At 37.0% G+C, this 23,504-nt stretch carries 25 protein-coding genes, 6 tRNA genes, 1 rRNA gene and 3 pseudogenes; 18 read left to right on the forward strand and 17 right to left on the reverse strand.

Features of this window, described 5'->3' with window-relative positions:
- Positions 1 to 149: 149 nt before the first annotated feature.
- The 7 genes and pseudogenes from BK584_RS15745 to BK584_RS25100 form a co-directional block, all read right to left on the reverse strand.
- A complete protein-coding gene (locus BK584_RS15745) occupies positions 150 to 842 on the reverse strand; it encodes a metallophosphoesterase family protein (RefSeq protein ID WP_078393454.1) in 693 nt (230 codons plus the stop codon).
- Between the two features lie 185 nt (positions 843 to 1,027).
- Entirely contained in the window at positions 1,028 to 1,237 is a 210-nt protein-coding gene (locus BK584_RS15750; protein WP_078393455.1) for a DUF805 domain-containing protein, read from the reverse strand.
- Positions 1,238 to 1,347: 110 nt separating this feature from the next.
- The gene (locus BK584_RS15755) at positions 1,348 to 1,767 is read right to left on the reverse strand and encodes a VOC family protein (RefSeq protein WP_078393456.1); all 420 of its coding nucleotides are present in this window, start codon (positions 1,765 to 1,767) and stop codon (positions 1,348 to 1,350) included.
- Positions 1,768 to 2,032: 265 nt separating this feature from the next.
- Positions 2,033 to 2,389 (reverse strand): hypothetical protein, encoded by a 357-nt coding sequence (locus BK584_RS15760; protein WP_078393457.1) that lies wholly within the window; start codon positions 2,387 to 2,389, stop codon positions 2,033 to 2,035.
- Positions 2,390 to 2,402: 13 nt separating this feature from the next.
- The gene (locus BK584_RS15765; protein ID WP_078393458.1) at positions 2,403 to 4,019 is read right to left on the reverse strand and encodes a DUF6792 domain-containing protein; all 1,617 of its coding nucleotides are present in this window, start codon (positions 4,017 to 4,019) and stop codon (positions 2,403 to 2,405) included.
- Between the two features lie 12 nt (positions 4,020 to 4,031).
- Positions 4,032 to 4,631, reverse strand: coding sequence for a YvcA-related protein (locus BK584_RS15770; RefSeq protein ID WP_078393459.1), 600 nt, complete (start codon positions 4,629 to 4,631; stop codon positions 4,032 to 4,034).
- 1,436 nt (positions 4,632 to 6,067) lie between these two features.
- Positions 6,068 to 6,196: pseudogene (locus tag BK584_RS25100) on the reverse strand (histidine phosphatase family protein); the annotation flags it as partial.
- 132 nt (positions 6,197 to 6,328) lie between these two features.
- Here BK584_RS25100 and BK584_RS15780 point away from each other — a divergent pair.
- On the forward strand, positions 6,329 to 6,793 hold the full coding sequence (locus BK584_RS15780) for a hypothetical protein (protein WP_078393460.1): 465 nt from the start codon (positions 6,329 to 6,331) through the stop codon (positions 6,791 to 6,793).
- A 14-nt stretch (positions 6,794 to 6,807) separates the two neighbouring features.
- Complete coding sequence (locus BK584_RS15785) at positions 6,808 to 8,073, forward strand: MFS transporter (RefSeq protein WP_078393461.1); 1,266 nt, start codon at positions 6,808 to 6,810, stop codon at positions 8,071 to 8,073.
- A 124-nt stretch (positions 8,074 to 8,197) separates the two neighbouring features.
- Here the strand turns inward: BK584_RS15785 and BK584_RS15790 are convergent, their stop codons facing one another.
- A complete protein-coding gene (locus tag BK584_RS15790) occupies positions 8,198 to 8,899 on the reverse strand; it encodes a tetratricopeptide repeat protein (protein ID WP_302466690.1) in 702 nt (233 codons plus the stop codon).
- Between the two features lie 457 nt (positions 8,900 to 9,356).
- Here BK584_RS15790 and BK584_RS15800 point away from each other — a divergent pair, with 457 nt between their 5' ends.
- Positions 9,357 to 10,667, forward strand: a complete 1,311-nt coding sequence (locus tag BK584_RS15800; protein ID WP_245808878.1) for an aminopeptidase — start codon at positions 9,357 to 9,359, stop codon at positions 10,665 to 10,667.
- Between the two features lie 374 nt (positions 10,668 to 11,041).
- Here the strand turns inward: BK584_RS15800 and BK584_RS15805 are convergent, their stop codons facing one another.
- From BK584_RS15805 to BK584_RS15835, 7 genes are all read right to left on the reverse strand, one after another.
- The gene (locus BK584_RS15805; protein ID WP_078393464.1) at positions 11,042 to 11,296 is read right to left on the reverse strand and encodes a hypothetical protein; all 255 of its coding nucleotides are present in this window, start codon (positions 11,294 to 11,296) and stop codon (positions 11,042 to 11,044) included.
- A gap of 182 nt (positions 11,297 to 11,478) precedes the next feature.
- Entirely contained in the window at positions 11,479 to 11,772 is a 294-nt protein-coding gene (locus BK584_RS15810; RefSeq protein ID WP_078393465.1) for a putative quinol monooxygenase, read from the reverse strand.
- Positions 11,773 to 11,785: 13 nt separating this feature from the next.
- Positions 11,786 to 12,436, reverse strand: a complete 651-nt coding sequence (locus tag BK584_RS15815) for a nitroreductase family protein (RefSeq protein ID WP_078393466.1) — start codon at positions 12,434 to 12,436, stop codon at positions 11,786 to 11,788.
- Positions 12,433 to 12,888 carry a MarR family winged helix-turn-helix transcriptional regulator gene (locus tag BK584_RS15820; RefSeq protein ID WP_245808879.1) on the reverse strand — a complete coding sequence of 152 codons (456 nt, stop codon included), beginning with the start codon at positions 12,886 to 12,888 and terminating at the stop codon, positions 12,433 to 12,435. The genes BK584_RS15815 and BK584_RS15820 overlap by 4 nt, the downstream gene beginning before the upstream one ends.
- Before the next feature lie 511 nt (positions 12,889 to 13,399).
- Entirely contained in the window at positions 13,400 to 13,927 is a 528-nt protein-coding gene (locus BK584_RS15825; protein WP_078393468.1) for an AAA family ATPase, read from the reverse strand.
- Between the two features lie 226 nt (positions 13,928 to 14,153).
- Positions 14,154 to 14,864 carry a DUF2812 domain-containing protein gene (locus BK584_RS15830; RefSeq protein ID WP_078393469.1) on the reverse strand — a complete coding sequence of 237 codons (711 nt, stop codon included), beginning with the start codon at positions 14,862 to 14,864 and terminating at the stop codon, positions 14,154 to 14,156.
- Entirely contained in the window at positions 14,861 to 15,184 is a 324-nt protein-coding gene (locus BK584_RS15835) for a PadR family transcriptional regulator (protein WP_078393470.1), read from the reverse strand. The genes BK584_RS15830 and BK584_RS15835 overlap by 4 nt, the downstream gene beginning before the upstream one ends.
- Positions 15,185 to 15,649: 465 nt before the next feature.
- On the opposite strand from BK584_RS15835, the pseudogene BK584_RS15840 reads away from it, so the two are divergent.
- The 4 genes and pseudogenes from BK584_RS15840 (at position 15,650) to BK584_RS15855 (ending at position 18,262) form a co-directional block, all read left to right on the forward strand.
- Positions 15,650 to 16,269, forward strand: a pseudogene (locus BK584_RS15840) (DedA family protein).
- An 80-nt stretch (positions 16,270 to 16,349) separates the two neighbouring features.
- The gene (locus BK584_RS15845; RefSeq protein WP_078393471.1) at positions 16,350 to 17,126 is read left to right on the forward strand and encodes a polysaccharide deacetylase family protein; all 777 of its coding nucleotides are present in this window, start codon (positions 16,350 to 16,352) and stop codon (positions 17,124 to 17,126) included.
- A 130-nt stretch (positions 17,127 to 17,256) separates the two neighbouring features.
- A complete protein-coding gene (locus BK584_RS15850; RefSeq protein ID WP_078393472.1) occupies positions 17,257 to 17,571 on the forward strand; it encodes an ArsR/SmtB family transcription factor in 315 nt (104 codons plus the stop codon).
- The gene (locus tag BK584_RS15855; protein WP_078393473.1) at positions 17,564 to 18,262 is read left to right on the forward strand and encodes an SRPBCC domain-containing protein; all 699 of its coding nucleotides are present in this window, start codon (positions 17,564 to 17,566) and stop codon (positions 18,260 to 18,262) included. Before BK584_RS15850 ends, BK584_RS15855 begins: the two co-directional genes overlap by 8 nt.
- Before the next feature lie 88 nt (positions 18,263 to 18,350).
- Here BK584_RS15855 and BK584_RS25105 read toward each other — a convergent pair.
- Positions 18,351 to 18,431, reverse strand: a pseudogene (locus tag BK584_RS25105) (YjcZ family sporulation protein); the annotation flags it as partial.
- 297 nt (positions 18,432 to 18,728) lie between these two features.
- On the opposite strand from BK584_RS25105, the gene BK584_RS15865 reads away from it, so the two are divergent.
- The 7 genes from BK584_RS15865 to BK584_RS15895 all read left to right on the forward strand — a co-directional run bounded on the left by BK584_RS15865 (position 18,729) and on the right by BK584_RS15895 (position 19,667).
- Positions 18,729 to 18,800, forward strand: a tRNA-Glu gene (locus tag BK584_RS15865).
- Positions 18,801 to 18,912: 112 nt separating this feature from the next.
- Positions 18,913 to 19,028: ribosomal RNA gene (rrf, locus tag BK584_RS15870) — 5S ribosomal RNA — on the forward strand.
- A gap of 183 nt (positions 19,029 to 19,211) precedes the next feature.
- Positions 19,212 to 19,287, forward strand: a tRNA-Val gene (locus BK584_RS15875).
- Positions 19,288 to 19,306: 19 nt separating this feature from the next.
- Positions 19,307 to 19,391 (forward strand) — tRNA-Tyr (locus BK584_RS15880).
- Positions 19,392 to 19,409: 18 nt separating this feature from the next.
- Positions 19,410 to 19,484, forward strand: a tRNA-Gln gene (locus BK584_RS15885).
- Between the two features lie 3 nt (positions 19,485 to 19,487).
- Positions 19,488 to 19,560 (forward strand) — tRNA-Lys (locus BK584_RS15890).
- Positions 19,561 to 19,594: 34 nt separating this feature from the next.
- Positions 19,595 to 19,667, forward strand: a tRNA-Ala gene (locus BK584_RS15895).
- A 66-nt stretch (positions 19,668 to 19,733) separates the two neighbouring features.
- On the opposite strand, the gene BK584_RS15900 is transcribed toward BK584_RS15895, so the two are convergent.
- Positions 19,734 to 19,901, reverse strand: a complete 168-nt coding sequence (locus BK584_RS15900; protein WP_078393475.1) for an aspartyl-phosphate phosphatase Spo0E family protein — start codon at positions 19,899 to 19,901, stop codon at positions 19,734 to 19,736.
- 144 nt (positions 19,902 to 20,045) lie between these two features.
- On the opposite strand from BK584_RS15900, the gene sigW reads away from it, so the two are divergent.
- The 4 genes from sigW (at position 20,046) to BK584_RS15920 (ending at position 23,497) form a co-directional block, all read left to right on the forward strand.
- Positions 20,046 to 20,609 carry an RNA polymerase sigma factor SigW gene (sigW, locus tag BK584_RS15905; protein WP_078393476.1) on the forward strand — a complete coding sequence of 188 codons (564 nt, stop codon included), beginning with the start codon at positions 20,046 to 20,048 and terminating at the stop codon, positions 20,607 to 20,609.
- A 21-nt stretch (positions 20,610 to 20,630) separates the two neighbouring features.
- Positions 20,631 to 21,266 carry a zf-HC2 domain-containing protein gene (locus BK584_RS15910; protein ID WP_078393477.1) on the forward strand — a complete coding sequence of 212 codons (636 nt, stop codon included), beginning with the start codon at positions 20,631 to 20,633 and terminating at the stop codon, positions 21,264 to 21,266.
- 193 nt (positions 21,267 to 21,459) lie between these two features.
- The gene (cdaA, locus tag BK584_RS15915; protein WP_078395675.1) at positions 21,460 to 22,278 is read left to right on the forward strand and encodes a diadenylate cyclase CdaA; all 819 of its coding nucleotides are present in this window, start codon (positions 21,460 to 21,462) and stop codon (positions 22,276 to 22,278) included.
- The gene (locus tag BK584_RS15920) at positions 22,271 to 23,497 is read left to right on the forward strand and encodes a CdaR family protein (RefSeq protein WP_078393478.1); all 1,227 of its coding nucleotides are present in this window, start codon (positions 22,271 to 22,273) and stop codon (positions 23,495 to 23,497) included. The genes cdaA and BK584_RS15920 overlap by 8 nt, the downstream gene beginning before the upstream one ends.
- Positions 23,498 to 23,504 lie beyond the last annotated feature (7 nt).

Here is a 23,504-nt window from a genome sequence, read left to right on the forward strand (position 1 = left end):
AGGAAGTCTTTAAGTTTTATTCAAAAATGAAATGCAAACCTTTATTACATTAAATTGTGAAAGGTCATGATAAACTTATCCTTATTTTAGTATAAATTCGTAGTTCTCTTAAACTAAAGCACCCGTAAGTTGAAATAAGAACTTAGTATTTATGGACCTTCGTAAGGAGGGTTTTCAACATGGTCAGCAAAATCTTCTTTATATGGGCAGCCATCCAACAAAATCTCTTTTGCTGCATTCTTAAAATCATATTCGGTTATCCTTAAATTACATTTATCAGAGTCAATTAACAACCAACAGGCTCCTTTGGCTCTGCTCTGTAATCCAACACTGCCTGCGTTAATGACTTTCTTAGATGAAATATCCCTTTTAAATTGAATGTGGGTATGACCACAAATGATAACGGTTTGATTTTCATTTTTAATCATCTCATAAACTTCATTTTCAGGAGTATGTAACCTTATAGCCTCCGTATCGCTTCTAGGAGAGCCATGTATAAATAAATTATTACCTTCTACATGTGAAAATTTAAATGAACCTAACCATTCAAGTTGCTTAGTTGATAGTTGCTCAACACACCACTGGTTTAATTCGCCAACCATATTTTCTACTCGTTTTGGGTTTTTATAGTGTTCAAATAACTCCCGATCACCATTACCCATAATAAAGATAAATTCGTCTTTATATGCAAAGAGTTTGTCTATGACTTTCTTAGGCTGTGGACCCCAAGCCAAATCACCCCCAACAATTATCTTATCTACGTTTTCATTTTTAATTTCTTTTAAAACAGCTTCTAACGCTCGATAATTACCATGTATATCGTATATTGCAGCAACTCGCATTTGTAATCACCTTCCATATATTTTATATTAAGTAATTCTACAAATTGGTATTGTTTTCCTTGTAACATTAACCCGCCCCGTTAGCTCCAAAAGGAAAAAGCTGCCCCTATAAATTTAGAAGGCAAACTTCGTAGTATCTATAAAGTGAGAGGTAAAAAAGACAGCCTGAATGAATGCCTTTTAGGTCATGTTTCATTTGCTGGATTTTTACCCTTAAAAGAAACAATAAGTACAATCAAGCCAACAACGAAGACACCAAGAGCAAGCCATGAAAGCGTGTTAGACACTGGAATAACGTCTAATAAGCCAAGAACAGTAATTATAGGGAGAACGAAAATTGTGCCCATAATACCTTGAAATCTTGAATGTCGAGCTCTTCCTTTAAAAGAAGCCATATAACATCCTCCATGATTTTGTCTTATGGTTGATATTCCCAGTAAATAAGAAACAAAACATTTCAATACCAGACTGTTTAAAGCCCCCATTCAATAATAATATTTCATTTTTATTTTGAGATTAAATATCTTTCTTTGAAAAGTGGGCTAAGTTCACTCCATACATCGAATTTATTACCATTTAGATCATAAAAAACAAAATTCCTTCCAGTATGTCCTCGGTTTTCAATATCCCCAACTCTAATATCATTCGCTATAAAGTCTTTATGTAGTTCTTTCAAAGATTCCAATCCATTTACTTCGAATGTTAAAGAAAAGCGTTCTTCACCATAAATATCAATAAAATTAGAAGTTTGATTTTCGTTTGATTTAATTAGAAAAATACTTTGGTTTGCAAGGTTTAGAATAGCTTTATCTTCATCTTTATAAGATAAATCTGCACCTAATTTATTCATGTACCATTCAGATGATTTTCCTACATTTGTTACTGGAATGTAAGTAGTTCCAATCCTCAATAATTTTTCGTCCATAACAAAACCTCCTAATTTAATATTTAGAGTTATTTCGCTTTTTGTATACTTTTCTCCTTCCAAAGCACTGTTATAATAGGCTTTTTCTTTATGGGGGATTATAATAATCTTTTCGGAAGAGAAATTACAAACCTTTATTACGTTAAAATGCTGATATTCATGATAAGAGATTGCATTTTTTGGAGGAATAAGTGAAAAAGGAGATTGCTCAATTTGGTAACTACAAAAATATACAAGCTCAAGGAACTTGTATACGAATAGGTTGTTATTTTAAGGTAAGCTTTAATGCCTCTTGATCCAACTCTGTATGAATATCATATTTTTGCTTATGGTAATCCGATATGTTGTCTGTAAAAGTTGCTGAATGCAATAGGCTTGCTGTGTTTATACTGACATCTTTTACTTCGCTTGCTATTACTAAATCGTTTAGACGCTCAAGCAAACTTTTAACAAATTCCCCATCTTGATCTGCGAGTATGGTTTCGGTATGTTTTAACCGAACCGAAGTTGTATCCATCTTGTCTCGAATACGGCTAAGTTTAGTACGGGCGTTTTCTTCAAAGCTAGTTTCATCAAAAGAGAATTTATATGTACCTACATTAGGATTTAGCCAATCGAACATTATGTATACCTCCTTATCGAAGTTTTGCAGCTAACTCAATGTCAGTATCAAATAACACATGCATTGTTTCTTTATAGGCATCTATTATACTTTCAAGTTCACTAATATCTTGTTGATACAGTTCTATCATAAGATCTAAATTTTCGTTTACTTGATTATCTAAAGGGTCAAATTCACGCCGAAATGTCACTCCAGTTGGTTTATAAATTGCGTTTTTGCCATAACTATGCCCAGCTTCACTGAGGAAAGCTGGCCAATTGGCTTCTTTGTTGCTCATAATGCCGTTCAATTTTTCACGGTATTCAAAAGCAAGTTCTGGCACATCCCATTCACGATAAGAAAGAAGCTCTTGTACAGCCTCGCGCTTGTCCTCTAATGCAGTTTCTAACGATTGTAGCGCATTGAACAAGACGTCTTGGTTAACAAGAATATGTGTACTTGTTCCTGGTTCAAGATGATAAGTGGTAATCTCACCCGTCTTGTAATGTTCAATAAGGGTTGAAATGCTGTGCAAATCGAATTGCCCTCTCGCGGAATAAATGTCCCAAGCCTTGTTAGCAAATGCACTATTGGAAAGAGCTCCGACGCCACCGACAAGCATAGTCGCACCAGCACCGATACCTAACCGAATTCGTTGATTTGGAGTTAAGACATTATAAATACCAACTGCCCGGTTTTTTGATTGGACAAGCTTGTCATTGATGTCGTCTACTGAATTATTTTCCCCAACATGCCCAAAGTAGTTCATCGTCAAGTTTAAGGACTGGTTATATATAAACTTATCAAGTATGGTTTTACCTGGTATTAATAGGTTGTGGAAGATTCCTATTTTTCCAGTATCAGACTCGAAAAGGTTTGGGAATTCCGGTGCCCCCATATCACCAACATATTGAATTTTGTTTCCTGCATAAAATGTATTAGGAATAAGTTGAGCGTAAAGTGGTTCTCCTTTGACGCGTACATGCGTGATGTTCTGAGCCTGGTCGGCATAAAATTCGCGGGCGAAAAGTTCTAGTTGATCATTTGGTATTTTTTCAATATCAGAAGTTCCAGCTTGAAAAGTTAGAAAGTCGTTGAAATCAGCGTCAATATTCGCCATTTGTTTCAAGTTAACTGGCGCATCATTTAATCCTCTAACATCGGTGAATTCTTTATTGATTAGAGCTAGGCTTATAATGACATGCCCTCCTAGAGAGTGCCCATCTCCAAACCGTTCTAATGTAGATTTTTCTTCATTTGGAAGTTTGTTTGATACTTCTTTTTCGACATTCTCATAAAATCTCGTTGCATCTAAAATTTGGTCATTAGAGGCACCCGCAGTTACGCCAATTGCATTGTAAATAATATCTTGTAGCTGACTAAGCTCAGTTCCACGAGCTATATAATAGATTTCATTAATATTATCTTCTTTGTTATAAACATGAATAGCGGCTCCGTCAAAACCAGAAGAACTACCTTTCTTGTTAAAAAGATCCATGTTATTGCTATCGTAGATGTATATGTCCTCAGAATTTATGTGATTTATTTCATGATCAATAAGTAAACCTTCTACGGTTTCTTTGGATAAGACTTCTCCATTCTCATATTGTAACTTTGTCAAGTCATTTCGTAATTCTGGTGTAAACTCCATCTTTTTCACCTTCTAACGGAATTTAATATGATTAATAAACGTCTCAAAGAAAGTTTTCTCTTTTTCAGTTTCTATTTCACACGTCGTTTGACCAATACAATTTAATCGGTAAGCGATGGTCACAGATTTTGTTTCATCTTTATTTACGACTAAAGCAAAGTGTCGATTTGCCTCATGTTTAGATGGAGAAGACGTAATAACTTCTGTTCCATCCATTTTTTTATGCGATGAACCGTAATAGATTTTATTCGAGTCGTGATTTAATTCTATATATTCGTCGTTGTAAGCAAAATCATCAAGAAGCAGACTTAAATCAGTTTTTATTAATTTGGGAGTTAGTTCCCCAGAAAACCTAATTTGTATATGTCGTTCAATCCCGTTCGAATCTGCGCCGTCCTCATAGAAATTCAGCAATTCATAATGATCCTTACTAATATACGACGGTGGCTCACCCTGAAGATAAAAGCCTTCTGGGTACCACATGGAATAGTGTTCATTTTGTGATTCGAAGAAGTGAAAGCCTTCATCTGTTTTGACATCTTCTTGTAAGAAGCTGCTTGTAAAGCGGTCACTCAAAGCGATATCATCTGGTTGGTTCATTGCTCGTGCCATAAATATTCCTCCTATCACAAGTAAAAGTGCTACGGCGGAAATAAAGATGCTTTTTTTCAAAATAACTCCCACCTTTATGATTTTCTTTTGTAATGATTTGAAGACTAAAATAAAGTCTAATGAAACGAAAAAGGTTTAATAAAAAAGTCTTTTCTTTTGTTGTATCAATCTTGCATATCTCTTGCTCAAGACATTTTAAGCGATATGTAGTGGTTATTAATTTATTCCCATCGTCATTAACCACCAAAGCAAAGTAACGATTGGCTTCGTGTTGAGATGGAGATAGAGTGATGATATCTGTTCCCTCCACTTCTTTATAAGAACTTCAGGAGCAGTACAAACCCATTTAAACAACCTTTTTGATGATTGCTCATATAAAGGAAAACACACTCTGATAACTAACGGCACTAACCTAATCTTCTTTGGCTCAGTGTCGGTTTTGCGATTCGAGGAAGTGATTTTCGACTTCTTCTTGTAAAAAGCTTCTTGTATATGAGTTTCTTAAAGCGATGTCACTCGAACTCATTAATGGTGTTACAATAAAAACTCCTACAATACCAACACTTAGAACAACAACGAGTATTATCTAAGTTTTTTTCATGTCTTTCACCGACCTTAAAATGGTGAGCAGGTTCCATTTACAATTATATAGGAAAATATGGAATTAGACCACAAATAGCAAATGAATTAATTTGATTAAGCTAATAAGTTAAACTGTTTATATTTTTTTGTTTAGCTTATAATAATTTAAGTTGAGAATGAGGATTAAATGGAGTTTGAGAAACGTTCAAACAAGATTTTAAATCTCTAATTACAATTAGGTGAAAACACGAAGAAATACTAAACCGATTGCTAGGTGAAACTCTTGAACAAGAGGCTTTGATAGATAAAGTTGAACTGTGAGGTATATTTTAATGGATAATTCCTATAAATTGATCGAGTTTCTACTATTATAATGTGCTAACTAATCTGCAAACCAAATTGCTAACAAACTAATTACAAACAGATGGAATGAATGAGATCTAACAGGAGAGAGAGGCACCATCAATCCTTTAATCATGGGCTTTATGGAAAAGTATACGCCGCGTAAAACCTCTGATACAGAAATGGTAAGGTATTAGATTGGTGGTGCTCAGTAATTTACTATTTTTAACAGGCTCGTAAGTGCTGTCACATTAGGCTTTTCTAAGAATGAGAGATTCTGTTTCTTTAACCAAAAAGAAATTGCAAACCTTTACTGTATTAAAGTGTGTTGTCGGCAATAGATTCATCCTATTTCTGCATAAAAGGGTGCTTAGGGGAGACTTGTTTCGCCCAACTAACGACTCTTACAGCGGAAATTAAAGGTAGCAATATCGTTATGCATATCTTGACAATAGGAAGGAGAGGATAATATCGTATATGACATTAGAAATGAGAGATAATGGAATTTTCGTTTATATATATTCTAAGTGATTTGTATCGTTGATAAAATGAATTACTTTATCTTTATTTGTATCTGTAAGTTCAATCATACTAATCCCTGTATCCCCTATTTTAAAGTAGTAATCCATGTTCATTGGCATTTAATTGCTAGTCAAAGGCCCTTAAACTTAAAGCATATTCAAACTGATTATAGTCATTATAAGGATTTAGATAGAATATATTTTGAGTTATACCCTATCAGATTTGATCTTGCTAAACCATTGGAAGAAGAGATGGCTGTTGTTAAGGAAGAGAATTTCCAAATTGCTACTAGATTGGATATTGATAATGAGATGTACAATCGTTGGCCATCATTTATTAATCTTTTAAACCAAGGATTAAAAGATTGTGGAATTAAGCAAGTAGCATCTGGAGAAGAGGTAAAGAAGCTTTTCTATGATCCAGTAAAAGGTGAAATCATTACAAATTGGTTTCTGTATAAAGATTTAACAGAAGCTTCATTCTTACCTGATAATATTGGTGCGTTGGCCTTTTCTAATTCAACAGGAGTGGATTGGTTTTTTGATTGGCTAGTAATGAATTCGGATCAATTCATTAGGAGGAATAAGTATTGGTTTGTTAATATTGCGTTCACTCAACTATTTTCGTTTGTTACGAACCCATTTGCTAAATCTTCACACCTTGAACCCAAAATATTAAATCTAGCTGATATAATCTTAAAATCATATCGGAATTAGGTGGGAATTACAACATGAAAAAAAGACTTGGAAAAGGACTCGGAAGAAATTATTCTTTTTTATTGTCAACGGTTGCACTAAATGGTATTGGTGATGGTTTAACTATTATTGCTATACCTTGGATAGCTACTGGAATAACTGATAATGCTCTATACATTTCTTTAATTTCAGTGTTTATGTTTTTACCTTGGTTGTTATTTACTATACCGACAGGGGTTATATTAGATCGGTATTCAAACATTTACGTTATGCTGTTCACTAGTGTATTCAGGTTTATGACATTACTTATTTTTTGTCTGTTGATATACTTTGATAATTTGAGTTTTCCATCCTTAGTTATTTTATGTTTTTTTATTGGAACTGCTAAAGTTTTATTTGATAGTTCTACACAAACAATAGTCCCTAATTTAGTAGACAACGCTAATTACGAAAAGGCTAATGGTAATTTATTTAGTACAAGAATGATAACCAGTGATCTTCTTGGACAAGGTATTGGTGGATTAATAATAACTATTGCACTTTTCTTACCCATACTAATTGATGCTTTTACGGCATTATTAAGTATACCCCTGCTTTTAATGATAAGTTATTCAAAATTACCTTCAAGTACATATAAATTACCCGACTCAAAATACAAGTCTAAATGGAGAGTATTAAAAGAAGAACAGACTTTCGGCATTAAATTTGTTTGGAGAAATAAATTTTTAAGAGGTCTGTCATTAATCTCCATAGGTATTTCAATGATGTATGCTGGAATCTTGTCAACACAAGTTCTTTACGTTCAAAATGTTCTTAATCTAAATGCCGGCGGTTTTGGTCTATTAATGGTATTAACGTCAATAGGAAGTATAGTTGCTGGACAAACAGCAAGTAAAATAAAGTTAGCTGCAAATAATGGGATGTTGCTCTCTATTATATGTATGGGATTAGCATTGGGTTTTGTTGGCTTTACTAATAATATATATGTGGTTACAATACTTTATATTTTTGCCGCGTACTCAGTTGTTATCTGGAATGTTTTTAGACTTTCTTTAATACAAAGAATAGTGGATCAAGAAATATTAGGTAGAGTCACTAGTGTTTTTAGATTAGTCTCAATGGGAGTTACTCCTTTTGGCATGCTATTTGGAGGATTAATAGTGAGTATTCTTGAAAATCCATTCGGTCTAGAAATAGCCCTTAGGCTACCATACATTTTGTGTATGATAGTCTACATTACTAGTTTCTTCGTAGCTTACAAATTCTTCAAATCACACAAAAACATTCTATATAAATCATAGCGCTACGAAGGAGAGAACATAGAAAAAAGGACTGGGTTTTAACGATAGCTCATTCAACCCGTAAAAAGCTTACAGACGATAGATGATAAGTTTTCAACTATTTGAAAAATAGAAACCGTACAGTTTAACCAAAAAGTGTTTTAGTACCGAAAGTAGAGTTAAGATGTTCCTTTACCTTGAGCGCTTTTTCAAAAAATGAAACTGCTTCTTCTAATTTCCGTTGTGTAACTCTATTAAGACCAATATTTCTCAAAATAAGACCGTGTGTAAATGGATAAGGTCTAGATGATTCTAAAATTTCATTATAAATGATTTCCGCGTCATCGTACCTAGTTAATTCAGTATTTATTGCAGCTAATACGATTTTTGAGTTGATTTCTCGTTCTTTGAGGTTGGCATTCTTTTCGAAAATCTCAAGTGCTTGTTCCATATACGAGGCAGCAAATGTATATTGATCAATACGGTAGTAACTAAAACCTAGTCTTTGATAAAACTCTGCTTTCTCAATTGAATCATTTACGTTTTCGATTAAACGTTCAGCAATTTTATATGAACGAATCGCTGATTTGTACCTGCCCTTTATAAATTCAACTTGGCCGGACACGAAGTAATACATGAAATGAAGGTAGTCATCCGTAGAAGACTCAATTTGATGATAGTTAGGTAGTTCCATATCTAGTTTTTGATAAGATTCAATAAGTAAATCATGTCTGAAGGCGACCAATTGGTAATAAGAAAGCATCTTGTCATCTTCCTTCATTCTATCCACTTTACTTTCAGTCTCGGTTTTTAGACGTTGAGCTTGTTTTACATCTCTACTAATAATGCAACTGTACCATTACGGGAAAATCGATGCCAAACATTTTATTTTGAAAATTAGGTATACTATTAGTGTGGAGTGTATGAAGAATGAGTAAAATTTGTTTACTGGAGACCCACAGGGGGAGTACGATTTACGCTATGAAATTATGCAATATCTTTTTGAATCAATAGGTGTAAAGTGCGAGCCTGATCAAATTTTTATTGGAGCTGGCACACAATATTTGATTAGCGTTTTATCTACAGTATTACTAAATGAATTATCTATAGTGGGATTTGAAGACCTTGGTTTTCATAGACCAAAGAAAGGAACGTATCGATATAAGAATTAAGAGGAAAGTATTCGGGCAGCTGAAATAAGCATTTGCTCTACTCACTTTTCAAACGCTAGATCCTTACCTATTTCCAGCCAACGGAACCGATAGAGATTAAATATGTAATAGATACTTTAAGTTGAAGTGTCTATGTTTGCTTTAAAAACAATGGTAGAATGGGCTAAAGAGTTAGGAGCTGAGTATGCGATGATTAAAGGGAAATATGAACTTGTTAGTCAAGAACAGTTGAAAAAGTATGCAGAGCTTGCTGTACGGATGGGTGTAAATGTGCAAAAGAATCAATTAGTAATTATTCATAGTGACATAGAAAATGTTACGTTTGCACGTCTAATCCAAACGGCAGCCTATGATGCGGGAGCTTCAAATGTGGTTATGGATTGGACAGATGAACAGTCCACCAAAGAATTTTATTTACACGCAGCAGATGACGTTATCGATCAATTTCCGGACTGGCAAGCTGCCCGTTTTAAGGAGTGGGATGATGCGGGTGCTGCTTACATCCATGTTATTTCTGAAAACTTAGATTTATTTAAGGGGGTTTCCTCAGAACGGATGAGCCACTTCCAAAAAGCTTCTCGCACCAAGTTGAAGACTCATTACGCAAAAACTAGATCCTATGAGATACGCTGGTGTCTTCTAGCTGTACCGAGCTTTGCATGGGCAACTAAAGTATTTCCCCACTTAAGTAAAGAGGAAGCACTGCAATCATTATGGCAATTAATCTTACAAGGCGCTCGGGCAGATGGGAAAAATCCTATAAAAGACTGGGAAAATCATGCCAGAGCCTTCGAGTCCCGAAAAAAAATCCTAAACGACAGCCAATTCGAAGCCCTTCATTTTACGAGTAGCCGAGGAACTAATTTATTCGTAGGCATGCCTAAAAATCACCTCTATATCGGCGGAGGTGTTATAGATAAAAAGGGAATACCGTCCTTTCCGAACATTCCTACAGAGGAAATATTTTCCGCTCCCCATAAAAATAAGGTAAATGGCAAACTAGTAGCCACTAAACCGCTTATCTATGGGGGAAGTGTCATCGATGATTTTTACCTAATATTTAAAGATGGACGGATTACTGACTATTATGCCGCCACTGGGCAAGAAACATTACAAAGTCTCATCGAAACAGACGAAGGTTCATATTATCTAGGTGAAATTGCCTTGGTCTCTAACAATTCTCCTCTTTCTCAGGCAGATACGCTCTTGTACAATACCTTATTTGATGAAAATACGGCCTGCCATATTGGAATCGGAAACGCCTCCCCTTCTAATCTTCAGAATGGCAGCAACCTATCGGAGGTAGAGTTGAGAGAAGCCGGCCTTAATACTTCGCTCCTGTTAGTCAATGTGACCTTTGGTACCGAAGATATGATAGTAGTAGGTATTAAAGAAGAAGGAACTGAAGTCCTGTTAATGAAGGATGGGGATTTTCAATTCTAATTTGGCTACTTAATACAGTGGAAGTAAATAGGTTTAGTTAGTTTAAACGCTAAATAGAGTCCAATCACGCCGATGGCTGTTAAGGCTAAAAATTGCGTATTGTCAAAAACCGGTTATATAAGTTTTGTCCAAAATTCATGAGTGTAGCTCCGTTTTATATGACTCTGGTACAGTAGCGTGAAATATTCATGTAATTAATAGCTTTCATGGTATGCGAACAACAAGTGTACTTTCTAAGTCGGAAGGAGATCAGGAGAAGGGAGATATATGACCTGTGGGGCAGAATTCTTTCTTTATGAAACCTGTTAAAAAATAACGCTGTAGCAGAATGGTTGTATTTTCATTGATCTCTTTACTTGAGTTTCGTCATTTAGCTATATGCTATATTTTTTTATAAATGCTATCAGTCCAACAATAATCAAGGGAACTAGGGGGAGTATCCAAGACCAACTGGTAATTCGTCCGATAACAAGCCACTCAGTTGTAGCGACTAATAAAAATGTGATGATAGGAGCCGGCGAAATTCTATTTAGTTGCATTGAAATTGTAACTCCTATGCCAATTGTTAAAGCAGGCACGGTAACTAACTGGAAAATAAAAGGATCAATGTCCGGTATAAAATTATCCATAAATGATCACTCCAATTTAGAATTTTTGTACATTGAGTATACGCTCTAAACGTAATAATGAATAGTCGTTAAGTAAAATGAACAAAAAAAGAATAAGAAAGGAACAAATCTTACTTACAAAGCAAGCAGAATAGAGCCAGCACCAAAGAAAAAAGGGTGACCATGAAGGTCATCCTTTTTAATTAATTTACTTTCTCAGCTTGATAAACATCCGCTTGCAGTGGAGTGCTTAGCATTTCTTTAGCAGCAGCGATGAATTTTTGAAAGTGGCTGCTTGTATTATGCGCTTGGACTGCCTCCATGTCTTTCCAATTTTCTACCATAACAAAGTTGGTAGTCTCTTTTGGATCCTGGAATAGGTCGTAGCTGGTATTGCCAGCTTCAGCACGGCTTGCTTCTATTACTGCTTCGATTTCTTGAAGAAATTCTTCCTTACTCTCTGGTTTAACCGACATTCTAGCGTGAATGATAATCATAATTCTTCACTCCTTATTTCCATTCTGTAATTTGTTCTACAGGCATACGATAGGATTTGTAACCTGTATCTACTGCTTTCCCGATGGAAAGGAGCATGACTGGAACATAACGTTCTTTATCCAAATCAAATGCTTCTGCAATTTGATCTTTCTCATATCCGCCAATCGGACATGTATCGTAACCATATGCTTTTGCAGTCAGCATTAGCTGCATCGATACTAAACCGCTATCGATAAGAATGGTTTCCTTATTATATTGTTCTGTAATACCAGAAAGTAGATTACGAATAGCAGGTACTTGCGAATCTCTTACTTCTTGGGGCATTAGACCTTGCTCTACCGCTTTCCCATAAATTTCTTCCAAGTAGTCAAGGTTATTCATGTCAGCAAAGACAGCTATTACTGCAGAAGACGTTTTTACTTGCTGTTGATTGAATTTTGCAAGTGGAGCAAGCTTTGCTTTTGCTTCAGGAGTTTCAATTACAACAAAACGCCAAGGTTGTAAGTTGACTGATGATGGAGCCTTAGTCGCAGCTGTAAGCATTTCAGCCATTTCTTCCTTGCTAATTTTTACGTTTTCGTCATAACCACGGATGGAACGACGATCCTGAACGATTTGTAGGAAAGCTTCTTTATTATATAGAGATGTTGATGTTTGATTCATTTGTTTTCTCCTCCTAATTGATTCTTCGTGACGTGCGACACATTATCACTGACTCTACTCAGCATTTGCAAAAATTGTTCTAGCTCTGCTTCTGAAAATCCAGCAAGGGTCTCTTTCACGAATTGACTTTTTTCTTTATAAGATTGCTCGATGTGACGCTTCGCTTCTTCCTCCAGTTTCACCCATGTAGCTCGTTGATCATCTTCCTTTTTATAGCGCACAATTGTCCCGGCAGCTTCAAGTTGCTTTAAATGTCTAGTAACAGCGGCGGCATCAATATTAACTTCTTTTTGTAATGCTGATTGGGCCACTTCATCATGCTGCAATAAATAATGAAGAATCTCCACACGGGAAGGGCTGGATCCTAGGCATGACTCGAACTTTGAGCAAAGTTCCTTATTCACAGCTTGCAGCTGCAAAAAAATTTGCAAACGAACGGTACAAGCAGTCACTGGCATAACCTCTTTTCATTAAAGTTGACCTATCAATAATTGACGCATCAATAATTGATAGGTCAATAATATGATTTTGAAATACGTATGTCAACCCATTTTGCATCAAAAAAGAGTAGGGACTCGACTGGTTTGGGGAGTACCTAATAAAATGAAACCATAAGAAATTTCAAACGATGGAATTATGGAGTAATACGGCGATAAAATAAGTTGTAAAGAGTGGTATTGGCTTCGCAGCATTACCTATTTCGACTGTCCGTAATGAAATAGCTAATAAAGAGGTGAAAGTGATTTCTTACTCAGGTGAATTCGAGCCTTTATTCTCCCAAATGTTAATTAAAAAGAAAAAATGGTTAAACCTATCGCACAAAATTTTTCAGACATTGTTCTAAAAAAGGAAGGAATCGTGATTGAGAAAAAAGGTGAGTAATCACTATTAGGTTACTCCCATGATTTTTGGAACATGATGAGGGGCTTTGCGACTCCGTCAACTAAAGCCCGGTAATAAGATTCAAAATATGAATCTAGGATTTTCTCTTATAATCGAAAGAAGTTCATTTAAGTTTGATGGGTGTATGTGAGTTGTATTATAGATAAAGCGTTTGTTTACTCCTTTACGTTCAAACTCATCCAGTAATTCTAGGCATCTTACGCCCATTTGATATTCTTTAATCCTTAATGCGTCTCTTCTTAACAGTTCCGCATCGTCCACCCATAGAACAATATATTTAATTTCGACATCTGTAACCTGATTATAAATTTTTTGAGAAAACTTCTCGACTTCTTCTGGGAAAGCAACATAATCAATGATCACATTTTTTTGTGCCTGAACAAAATTGATACTTAAATCAGCAATATTTTCCCATGTTAATGATAATAGTTCTTTACTTTCCCATGGTGGGTGGTACCCACCAACAACCATATGATTAATTAAATCACCTTCAATATAAGCACTTCGATCAAATTGATTTGCAAGTTTCTTTGCAGTAGTGGATTTACCAACTCCGGCGGGTCCAGATAGTATGTAAATGTTATTCATTCTTCATCACCTATCATTTTTATGTACATATGTAATTCAATGTTCAATACTTAAAATCCTTGTAAGCCATTGATACATAAATGGTGAAATTAAGAAAAGTCCTCAAAAAAACTAAGGACTTTTTTAAATATTTTGCTTTTTTATCTTCTAACTCAAAGAATTCTTCCGTAACATAGCTCTATGAAAACATTGAAGGTCCTAGCTTTCGTAGTCAGATGAAGACCGCTTAAGCTTTCTTACGACCCCACATCTGTAAGAGTAATACAAAACCGCCTCCAACCATTGCACCAATGATCATATTTGCTAATAAACGAATGGGATTGTTTGAGCCTGCAAACATATACATAATGAATATGCTTAATAAGATGAGAAGGAGTGGGAATGCTTTTGTTAATAAAAGCAATCGTCTTTTCCCTTCAGCACTCCACTTGTTTTTGTAAATAGTCATTACTGTCCAAGTTGTCAGTATTGCTATAATGCTTAGTGGAACTGCACCCACTGCTATTATTTTTTGCCAAGTACCTGAGCTTATATAAAGACCGATCCATGCAATGATTGTGACTAAAACAATTGAAATAGTTGTCCATAGCATAGAGCGCCCTAAGTTGTGGTGTTTTTGTGCGATCGTGTCTTGATCACTGTAAATGGGTTTTGTGCCAGGAAGTGCACGGAATAAATGGGTGTCTAATTGAGAAGTAACATGAGACCAGCCAGATTGTGAAAACAGATCTACATATTCGTCTTTTTCACCATCTTTTAATACACGATAATCAATACTGTAGATATAATCAGCAGATTCACCTTTTTGAAGATTGTAGCCCATAAATTTAAAAGCTTGAACGTGCCAGCCCTTTGCAGAGTAATGTTTAAGTTTTTGCATATCTAGATCTTCAGCAAAAGCTAATCCCTCCGACATGATATATTTACTATTCTTCATTTGCTCGCCTCCTTGAGTTTAAGTCCATTTTCGGCCAATTGAATCATGAGTTTTCTTAGTTTCACTTCCTTTTCTAATACTTCTGTTCCTTTAACTGTAAGAAGGTATGTTTTTCGTCTTGTGTCTGTGCCATCGTGTAAATAAATCCACTCTTGTTTCAGTAACTTCTTAATGATTGTATACATAGAAGCAGGGCCAATTGTTATAATGCCTGCTGTTGTTTCTTCAATCAGATTCATAATAGCGTAGCCATGACGTGGTTTAGTCAAAGCAGCCATAATATAAAATGTTGAGTCTGTTAGTTGCTCTGTTTGTTTCAAGTAGGTATCTCCTTTTTGTATCGTTTAGCGATATATCTAAAATAAATATATCATATTATGATACATCGGTCAATGTTATATCGTAAAATGATATACTTTTAATGCTCATTATAGGATTCCTTTTTGCTTGGAGTAGAAAAACGACTAATTAAACCATTTAAACGTTTTGCTGGACTTCTTATCAGTTTGATTTAATGCTTCTTTCTATATTTTAACTTCATTAGAAGATGATTTTTTTTATTCCTATCTTGTGGTCAAGGTTATGAATAAACGATGACGGTTTAAAATTGTAAATGTTTTTAATTTTAAATTTTATTCACACTCCAGTTACAAAAGGTTAGTATTCTTAGAATAAGAAGCGGTTGCCACAAAAGGTACGATGTAACTGAAACTCTGTAAAGACAATATGCTGGCAATGGTTAACCGTTGGCAGTTTTTTAGACTTGGATAGGGGTTGAGACATTCATGGTTGAAATCATTATGCCTATTATTGAGTTTTTAAAAGGGTTTTCTTATTTAGGGATTCTAATTGCTTTATGCTTTGAATTTATTTTGGCAGAAATTGTTCTGCCTTTAGCTGGCTATTGGGTTTATGAAGGGGATTTTAATTATTATTTCGTGGTGATTGCGGGGGCAATTGGAGGAACGATGGCCCCCGCAATCACTCTTTACTGTTTAGGGAAATATGGCGGGCGTCCCTTGGTGCTTCGTTACGGGAAATATTTTCTAGTGTCTCAAAAGTAAGTTGATACGGCTGACCGTTTTTTTTTATGAAGTATGGATCTGGCTTAGCGTTTTTTGGGCGTTTTCTTCCTATTGTAAGAACGGCTATTTCAGTTCCTTGTGGCATGACTAACATGAATTTGGTGAAATTCTCTCTTTATACGTTTTTTGCAATGTTGCCTATTACGGCGGCTTACGTATATATAGGATTTAGTTTAGGAGAGCATTGGGAAAAGGCGGGGGCTTTATTTAATCAATATATGCAGCCGGTTGTTTTTGTGATTATAGCCGTTTCCGGTGTGTTTTTCATATACAAACTCGTGACAAAATATATTGGTAAAGGAAATGCTAAGCAAGGTTAAACATAAATGTTTATAGGTAGTACATAGAATATCGATCCTTTGCCTAAGCTATGTTAAGACTTTGAAAAGGGTGGATTTTTATGTGGAAAAAAGGAATATGTGTACTTGTAATAGTTATTTTGGTTGGTGCTTTCGGTTTAGACACTATGAAAGTTGAAGCGCAAGGAGGGAAAGACAAGATGGACCGTCAAACTGTACCTTTGCCAACTTTACAAACCGAATTTCCAGGAGTTGTATTTGTAAAAGGTGACTCTGCTAGTAATCAAATCGCTTTAACGTTTGACGACGGTCCTGATCCCCGCTTTACTGGACAGGTATTAGAAAAACTTGAAGCGTATAATGTGCCGGCGACTTTTTTTGTTTTAGGGGAACGAGTTACTGCTAATCCAGATTTATTGAGACGCGTAATTGATGGAGGGCATGAGATTGGTAATCATACATATTCTCATCTGAATCTAGCGGAAGCAAGCGTTGCTCAACTTGAGCAGGAATTGACGGAGACAGGAGATGCAGTAGAAGCAATTACAGGCTATCGCCCGAGCTTATTCCGGCCTCCATATGGATTTATTACGAGAGAGCAAGTAGAAAGGTTAGCAAGTCTTAATTATTCAGTTATTGGATGGGATGTTGATCCGCTTGATTGGGATGGCACTCCTGCTGCCCAAGTGGCACAAACGGTTCTTCAAGAAGCAGGAGCAGGTAGTATTATTTTGTTACATGATGGAGGGGATGTGGACACTGAGAATCCAGAGATTTTTTCTGCTGATGCCTTAGATGAAATCATTCCAGCGCTCCAAAACCAGGGGTACACATTTGTAACAGTGTCTGAACTTCTTGACGTGTCTAGATCAGAATGAGAGGAAGGCCGGTAGCATGAGCTGCTGGTCTTTATTTATGGGTGGTGGGTTTTGTTAATTAAACTGTTTACAGAATAATAAGATATGTTATACTCCACATATAACCTATTGGTTATATATGGAGGTTTGTATGACTGATTTCTACAGGGCAATTGCCGATTCTACCAGACGGCAGATTTTATATATGACATCTAAGCAAGAATACACACAATCAGAGCTGGTGGATTATTTTTCGGTCTCCCAACCTGCTGTAAAAAAACATCTTGATATGTTAGTACGTGAGGAATTGTTAGCAGAGAGGAAGGAGGGACGGTACCGATATTATCGGTTAAATGTGGACGTGTATGAGCGGGGAATGAACCTTGTAACAACCGATTTGAACCGTGTACTTGAGCATAAACTCAATCGATTAAAGCATTATTTAGAGGAGGGGGAGAATGGATAAGGTTTTGATTGCGAGAAGAGAGATTTTCATACAGGCAAAACCAAGTAGAGTATGGCAGGCACTTACAGTACCAGCAGAGCGGAATAAATGGGAAACTAGAAGTAGTGAGATGGATGTAAGAATTGGAGGGAAGATTTATTTAGAATATGGCTGGGGTGTCAAGTACACTGGAACATTTAAAGATTTAATTCGAAATGAAAAAATAATTACAGAAGATGATGAAGGTAATTTAACTACTTGGTTAATCATTGCTTGTGATGGAGGTTGCAAAGTTGTGATTGAGTATCAAGGAGAATGGTGTGGTGACCAAGGTATAGGTATGATGGAGAATATGTTATTTGGCACGTATCAGTTTATGGAGAATATGAAAAGTGTGTTAGAAAGTGGTAAGGACAAAAGGGGGGAGTATTGGAAAAGCTGGCTTGGCATATTAAATCGAACAGATGAGGTAGAAGGAGCAGTTAAAGTTGTAAGCGTGATTGAGGCAACTCCAGCGGAAGGTGCATTGATTGAAGGGGACTTGATTTATTCATTAAATGGAAAATCGGTAAAGAACTACGAAAGCTTTGAAAAAGCTAGTACAAGGATTGAGCCAGGAAGTGTAGTGACACTTCATTTGAAGCGGGGTAGAGAGGATCAAACCATTCAACTTAAATCGATTCCTTTTGGTACTTTCCTTACTACCAGTTAATCTGTTTGAACAAATCTTTGTTGTTTAGGTAAAAAAAGAAAGCAAGCTGCACGCAGCTTGCTTTCCGATTCAGTGGATGCACGAGTTATTAATTTACGTAAGCTGCTCCAATGATGATAAGAAGGATGAATAAAACAACGATTAGCGCAAAGCCGCCACCGTAGCCACCGCCACAAGAATTGCCGCCGCCGTAACCACCGCCGTAGCCGTAACCTTCGCAGCCACCGTAACCGCCATAACCTCCGCCGTAGTAACCCATGTGTGTACACCACCTTTTTATTAGGAATAATATACCTTATGCAAAGTAAGGATTTTGGCGACAAATCTGGGCTAGAAGAAGGAAAACCAGTTGAAATAATTTAAATGAATTGGTCTATACTATAAAAAGATAAAAAAACAAGAAAAGAAAATAAAAAAACAGTTGCATTCATTACTTCAGTTTGTTAATATATTATTTGTCAGTAACGGCCCGTTGGTCAAGCGGTTAAGACACCGCCCTTTCACGGCGGTATCACGGGTTCGAATCCCGTACGGGTCATTTTTTTAAAGTAGACAAGTTGTTTATTTTAAAAGATAATAGGTAATCATAAGATGTGGGTTACCAGAACAAAAATAAACTGCGAAGAAAAGTAAGTTAATCTGAAGCAGAGTCCGGTGGCAATGGCAAAGAGGTCACACCCGTTCCCATGCCGAACACGGCCGTTAAGCTCTTTTGCGTCGATGGTAGTTGGGGGCTTCCCCCTGTGAGAGTAGAACGCTGCCGGACATACATATTTATTTTATAGATTGAAGAAAAGCGCATTTATCGCTTATCTGCAGTCGTTTGGCAAGGAGAAGCAAGGAGTTCGAGGACAAGAAGTGCTTGAAGGTGGGAGCGTACAAGCGTACGTGACTGACTGAAAGACACGAATTGGACGAAGAAATCTGCTGCTTATCTGCAGTCAAAAATGGAGGATTAGCTCAGCTGGGAGAGCACCTGCCTTACAAGCAGGGGGTCGGCGGTTCGATCCCGTCATCCTCCACCATATAATATTCTCCTTTCGTGGAGGGGTAGCGAAGTGGCTAAACGCGGCGGACTGTAAATCCGCTCCCTCCGGGTTCGGCGGTTCGAATCCGTCCCCCTCCACCATTTTTACTTTTGTATTGTTGGGCTATAGCCAAGCGGTAAGGCAACGGATTTTGATTCCGTCATTCCCTGGTTCGATCCCAGGTAGCCCAGCCATATGAGCCATTAGCTCAGTTGGTAGAGCATCTGACTTTTAATCAGAGGGTCGAAGGTTCGAATCCTTCATGGCTCATCTAGAAACGGCTTTTTATAGCCGTTTTTTGTTAGGGGCCTTAGCTCAGCTGGGAGAGCGCCTGCTTTGCACGCAGGAGGTCAGCGGTTCGATCCCGCTAGGCTCCATTGTATATGTTTAAGAAGAGCGGCCACTTGGCCGCTCTTCTTTATATTGAATACCTCTTTTTGATCCTAATTATTGGAGAGGTTTTCGTATTGATTCAGCAAATGGTCTAATCTTTGGCTTAACATTAAAACATGTGGTGAGCTAAGCGGATGGACAGCTGCTGAATCGTTTAATTCCATTCGAACATCTTCGATTGAACGTGATAACGGTTTAATCAGGTGCGCGTTAGCCATAGCTCTACCTCCTTTTTCTGTTAGAATACTGGATTTTACCCGAAATTCCTGCTTTTTTTAGAAAAAAGATAAATTTTCTGTTATTATTTAAAATGAAACCAACTGTCGGGTAGTTCCGTAAGATAATTGTAGGTAGGGGATGAAATGGACTCGTTAACAAAAAGACTGATAAAAGAAATCAAACAAGGGGATGAGCAGGCCTTTGCCGAGTTAGTTGATCTGTATAAGGACAAAGTGTATCAGGTTGCATATCGTATGGTTGGTCATGCCCAAGAAGCTCAAGATGTAGCGCAAGAGGCTTTTCTCAGGGCGTACACGAATTTAGATAAGTATGACACAACGAGAAAGTTTTCTACATGGCTTTTTCGCATTGCGACGAATGTGGCGATAGACCGTTTGCGAAAGCGAAAACCGGACTTTTACTTGCAAGACACGGTAAAAGGAACCGAGAATATGACCTACGAGTCACAGCTTGCTGCCACAGATGATTTACCTGAAGAACAAGTTGTCCAAATGGAGCTACAAGAGTGGATTCAATCAGAGATTAACGAGCTTCCTCCGAAGTATAGAACAGCGATTATTTTAAAGTATATTGAGGATTTATCATTAAAAGAAATTAGTGAGATCATGGATATGCCTGTAGCAACAGTGAAAACACGCATTCACCGTGGCAGGGAAGCGCTTCGCAAGCGGATGCGCCATGTATAATAAAGGAGGGGTGACAAAACAATGAGTTGTCATTCTCACATTGAACTTATGCACATCTATTTAGACGGTGATGCAACAAAAGAACAAAAAGAACAATTGGATGCTCATTTGGAATTGTGTCAGAGTTGTAAGGGACATTTACACGAATTAAAGAAATCCATCGCATTTATTCAAAGTTCTTCTCATATAGAAGCACCAGCTAACTTTACTGCAGGTGTTATGGCTAATTTACCGAAACAGAAACAAACATCAAAAGTAAAAAAACTTTTTCGACGCCATCCTATTTTAGTAGCGGCAGCGGTTTTTATGTTAATGATGTCTACCGCGGTTTTTTCTGCTTGGGGAAATGCTTCAAGTGGGATTGTTGTTTCTGGTAATGGACCGTTTGTAATTGATAAAGAAGCTGGAGTCGTTCTTGTACCAGAAGGAGAAGTCATTAAAGGTGACTTGATGGTTCGTAATGGTATCTTAGAGCTTGAGGGAGAAGTTGAAGGGGATGTCTTGCTCTTAAACAGTCAGTTCAGTAGTGAATCATTATATACGTCGCCTAACCAAGTGACTGGCGAAATTGAAGTGGTTGATCAAGCCTTATCGTGGATTTGGTATAACATTAAAGGTTTTTTCGCTGAAGTTGTGTCTGTCTTTAATGGTGATTGATAAAATGTAATAAATAGTACGAGTAATCGTGAGAATTAGCGGAGTTCTTGTATGAATACAAGGGCTCTCTTATTTTTTAGAGGATTTAATGATATACTAGTTACGTTTGGCGACAATGTCGTTTAAGATTGAGTGAAGTTGTCGATGGTAGGAAAAGAAGAGGAAATAAACATGGAGGGCATGCATGTTTACAATAAATTTTGACAATCTTCCGTGGCTTGCATATATAGGACAGATTGTCGATATATTGCTTGTTACATATGTTGTATACAAACTGATTATGATCATCCGCGGGACGAGAGCTGTTCAGCTTGTCAAAGGAATTGCGGCCATTTTTATTATATGGATTATTAGTAATTTCTTAGGGCTTAGTACATTGGAATTTATAACGAGGCAAACTGCTACTTTTGGTTTGCTGGCGATCATCATTATCTTCCAGCCGGAATTAAGACGGGGATTGGAACAGCTTGGAAGAAGTCGTTTATTTACGAGCCGGTCTGCACCAAAGAACGACTCAATGCAAGATACAATTAACGCGCTTGTTAAAGCATCCAATTATATGGGGAAACGGAGAATAGGCGCACTAGTCTCAATTGAAAGAGATACAGGGTTAAATGATTATGCAGAGTCGGGCATACCGATGCAAGCGGTTGTTACATCAGAACTGTTGATTAATATCTTTATACCAAACACACCACTACATGACGGAGCGGTTGTGCTGAAAAATGATCGAATTTTGGCAGCGGGTTGTTATTTACCATTGTCAGAAGATAGTTCCATTTCAAAAGAGCTTGGAACGCGGCACCGTGCTGCGCTTGGCGTAAGTGAAGTGACCGATTGTATTACGCTAATTATTTCAGAAGAAACAGGTGCGATATCGATCTCGAAAAGAGGCGCGCTTTATCGCAATCTAACGGAAGAACAGCTAAGAGAATTATTAGAGCAAAATTTGCTTAAAACAACTGCAACCTCCGAGAGTCGCTGGCAGTGGGGAGGAAAAAAAGATGGATAAACTGTTTAATAGTATATGGTTTGTTCGGATTTTAGCTTTTTTTATTGCGTTGACGCTGTTTATAATGGTGAACCAAAACAATGTAGGCTCACCTTCACTATTGCCGGAAGTACCAAGTGCTCCGTATACGATTGAGAATGAACCGTTGGAAGTCCATTACAATGAAGAGCGCTTTGAACTTGTTGACTACCCAGAGACGGTTAGCATAGAGCTTCAAGGCTCACAAGTGTCAATTTCTTTATTTCAGTTGACTAGTAATCGTTCTACAGAGGTGTTTGTTGATGCAAGTGAAGTAGAAACAGAAGGAGAACATGTATTAGCGGTAAATACACGTAATTTCCCGAGTGATCTATCGGTCTCGACACAACCGCAAGTTGTTCGGATCGAACTCCGGGAGAAACAAACGGCGTCCTTTCCTGTGCATGTTGAACTAGAGAATACAGATGAAATAAGTGAAGATCAAGCCCTTGGTTCACCAGTTGTAAACCCGGTGAATGTAGATGTGACAGCTGATCGAGACACACTTCAATCCATTGAGGAAGTGAAAGTGTTTGTTGATTTGACGGATACTGATAAATCCATAGAAGAGGATTATCCAGTCCACTTTTATGATGAAAATGGCCAAGAGATAGATGTTCAATCTGATCCTAATCTTGTGTCTGTCACTGTTCCGATCACTAGCCCAAATAAACTTGTTCCAGTGAAAATGTTGAGGGAAAATGAATTGCCAGATGGGCTCAGCATTGATGATGTGACCATTGAACCTAGTGAAGTAAGTGTTTATGGGACAAGAAATGGATTAGAAGAAATTGAATTCGTGGAAAGTGAGCCAATTGATCTTAGTGAGATTGATGAGAGTGGCGAGATAGTGACGACTTTACAAGTACCTGAAGATGCTGAACGTATTGATCCTGAAGAAGTGAATGTACGTTTTACAATAGCGGAAGAAGAAGAACTGGAGTTTGATGATGTTCCGATCGAAATAGTGGGAGCGGAAGAAACCGTGACATTTGCTGAGGATGCTGCATCTGCTATTACTATAACTGCTTATGGTACACAGTCAAGACTTGCTCGTCTAACTTCAAATGATATTCAGCTTAAAGTCGATGCCAGTGGATCACACGAAGGTGAGCAATCGCTCCCTTTATCAATTACAGGACCTTCACATATACGGTTTGAATTAGGTGAGAATGAAACAAAATTGCGTTTCAGTGAATGATTTGGAA

This window comes from Shouchella patagoniensis (assembly GCF_002019705.1).
Classification (GTDB): Bacteria; Bacillota; Bacilli; order Bacillales; family Bacillaceae_D; genus Shouchella; species Shouchella patagoniensis.

Bases quoted from the DNA above. Each gene is read 5' to 3' on its own strand.
- BK584_RS15745 (WP_078393454.1), bottom strand. From the start codon at position 842: ATGCGAGTTGCTGCAATATACGATATACATGGTAATTATCGAGCGTTA.
- BK584_RS15750 (WP_078393455.1), bottom strand. From the start codon at position 1,237: ATGGCTTCTTTTAAAGGAAGAGCTCGACATTCAAGATTTCAAGGTATT.
- BK584_RS15755 (WP_078393456.1), bottom strand. From the start codon at position 1,767: ATGGACGAAAAATTATTGAGGATTGGAACTACTTACATTCCAGTAACA.
- BK584_RS15760 (WP_078393457.1), bottom strand. From the start codon at position 2,389: ATGTTCGATTGGCTAAATCCTAATGTAGGTACATATAAATTCTCTTTT.
- BK584_RS15765 (WP_078393458.1), bottom strand. From the start codon at position 4,019: ATGGAGTTTACACCAGAATTACGAAATGACTTGACAAAGTTACAATAT.
- BK584_RS15770 (WP_078393459.1), bottom strand. From the start codon at position 4,631: ATGGCACGAGCAATGAACCAACCAGATGATATCGCTTTGAGTGACCGC.
- BK584_RS15780 (WP_078393460.1), top strand. From the start codon at position 6,329: ATGGCTGTTGTTAAGGAAGAGAATTTCCAAATTGCTACTAGATTGGAT.
- BK584_RS15785 (WP_078393461.1), top strand. From the start codon at position 6,808: ATGAAAAAAAGACTTGGAAAAGGACTCGGAAGAAATTATTCTTTTTTA.
- BK584_RS15800 (WP_245808878.1), top strand. From the start codon at position 9,357: ATGTTTGCTTTAAAAACAATGGTAGAATGGGCTAAAGAGTTAGGAGCT.
- BK584_RS15805 (WP_078393464.1), bottom strand. From the start codon at position 11,296: ATGGATAATTTTATACCGGACATTGATCCTTTTATTTTCCAGTTAGTT.
- BK584_RS15810 (WP_078393465.1), bottom strand. From the start codon at position 11,772: ATGATTATCATTCACGCTAGAATGTCGGTTAAACCAGAGAGTAAGGAA.
- BK584_RS15815 (WP_078393466.1), bottom strand. From the start codon at position 12,436: ATGAATCAAACATCAACATCTCTATATAATAAAGAAGCTTTCCTACAA.
- BK584_RS15825 (WP_078393468.1), bottom strand. From the start codon at position 13,927: ATGAATAACATTTACATACTATCTGGACCCGCCGGAGTTGGTAAATCC.
- BK584_RS15830 (WP_078393469.1), bottom strand. From the start codon at position 14,864: ATGAAGAATAGTAAATATATCATGTCGGAGGGATTAGCTTTTGCTGAA.
- BK584_RS15845 (WP_078393471.1), top strand. From the start codon at position 16,350: ATGTGGAAAAAAGGAATATGTGTACTTGTAATAGTTATTTTGGTTGGT.
- BK584_RS15850 (WP_078393472.1), top strand. From the start codon at position 17,257: ATGACTGATTTCTACAGGGCAATTGCCGATTCTACCAGACGGCAGATT.
- BK584_RS15855 (WP_078393473.1), top strand. From the start codon at position 17,564: ATGGATAAGGTTTTGATTGCGAGAAGAGAGATTTTCATACAGGCAAAA.
- BK584_RS15900 (WP_078393475.1), bottom strand. From the start codon at position 19,901: ATGGCTAACGCGCACCTGATTAAACCGTTATCACGTTCAATCGAAGAT.
- sigW (WP_078393476.1), top strand. From the start codon at position 20,046: ATGGACTCGTTAACAAAAAGACTGATAAAAGAAATCAAACAAGGGGAT.
- BK584_RS15910 (WP_078393477.1), top strand. From the start codon at position 20,631: ATGAGTTGTCATTCTCACATTGAACTTATGCACATCTATTTAGACGGT.
- BK584_RS15920 (WP_078393478.1), top strand. From the start codon at position 22,271: ATGGATAAACTGTTTAATAGTATATGGTTTGTTCGGATTTTAGCTTTT.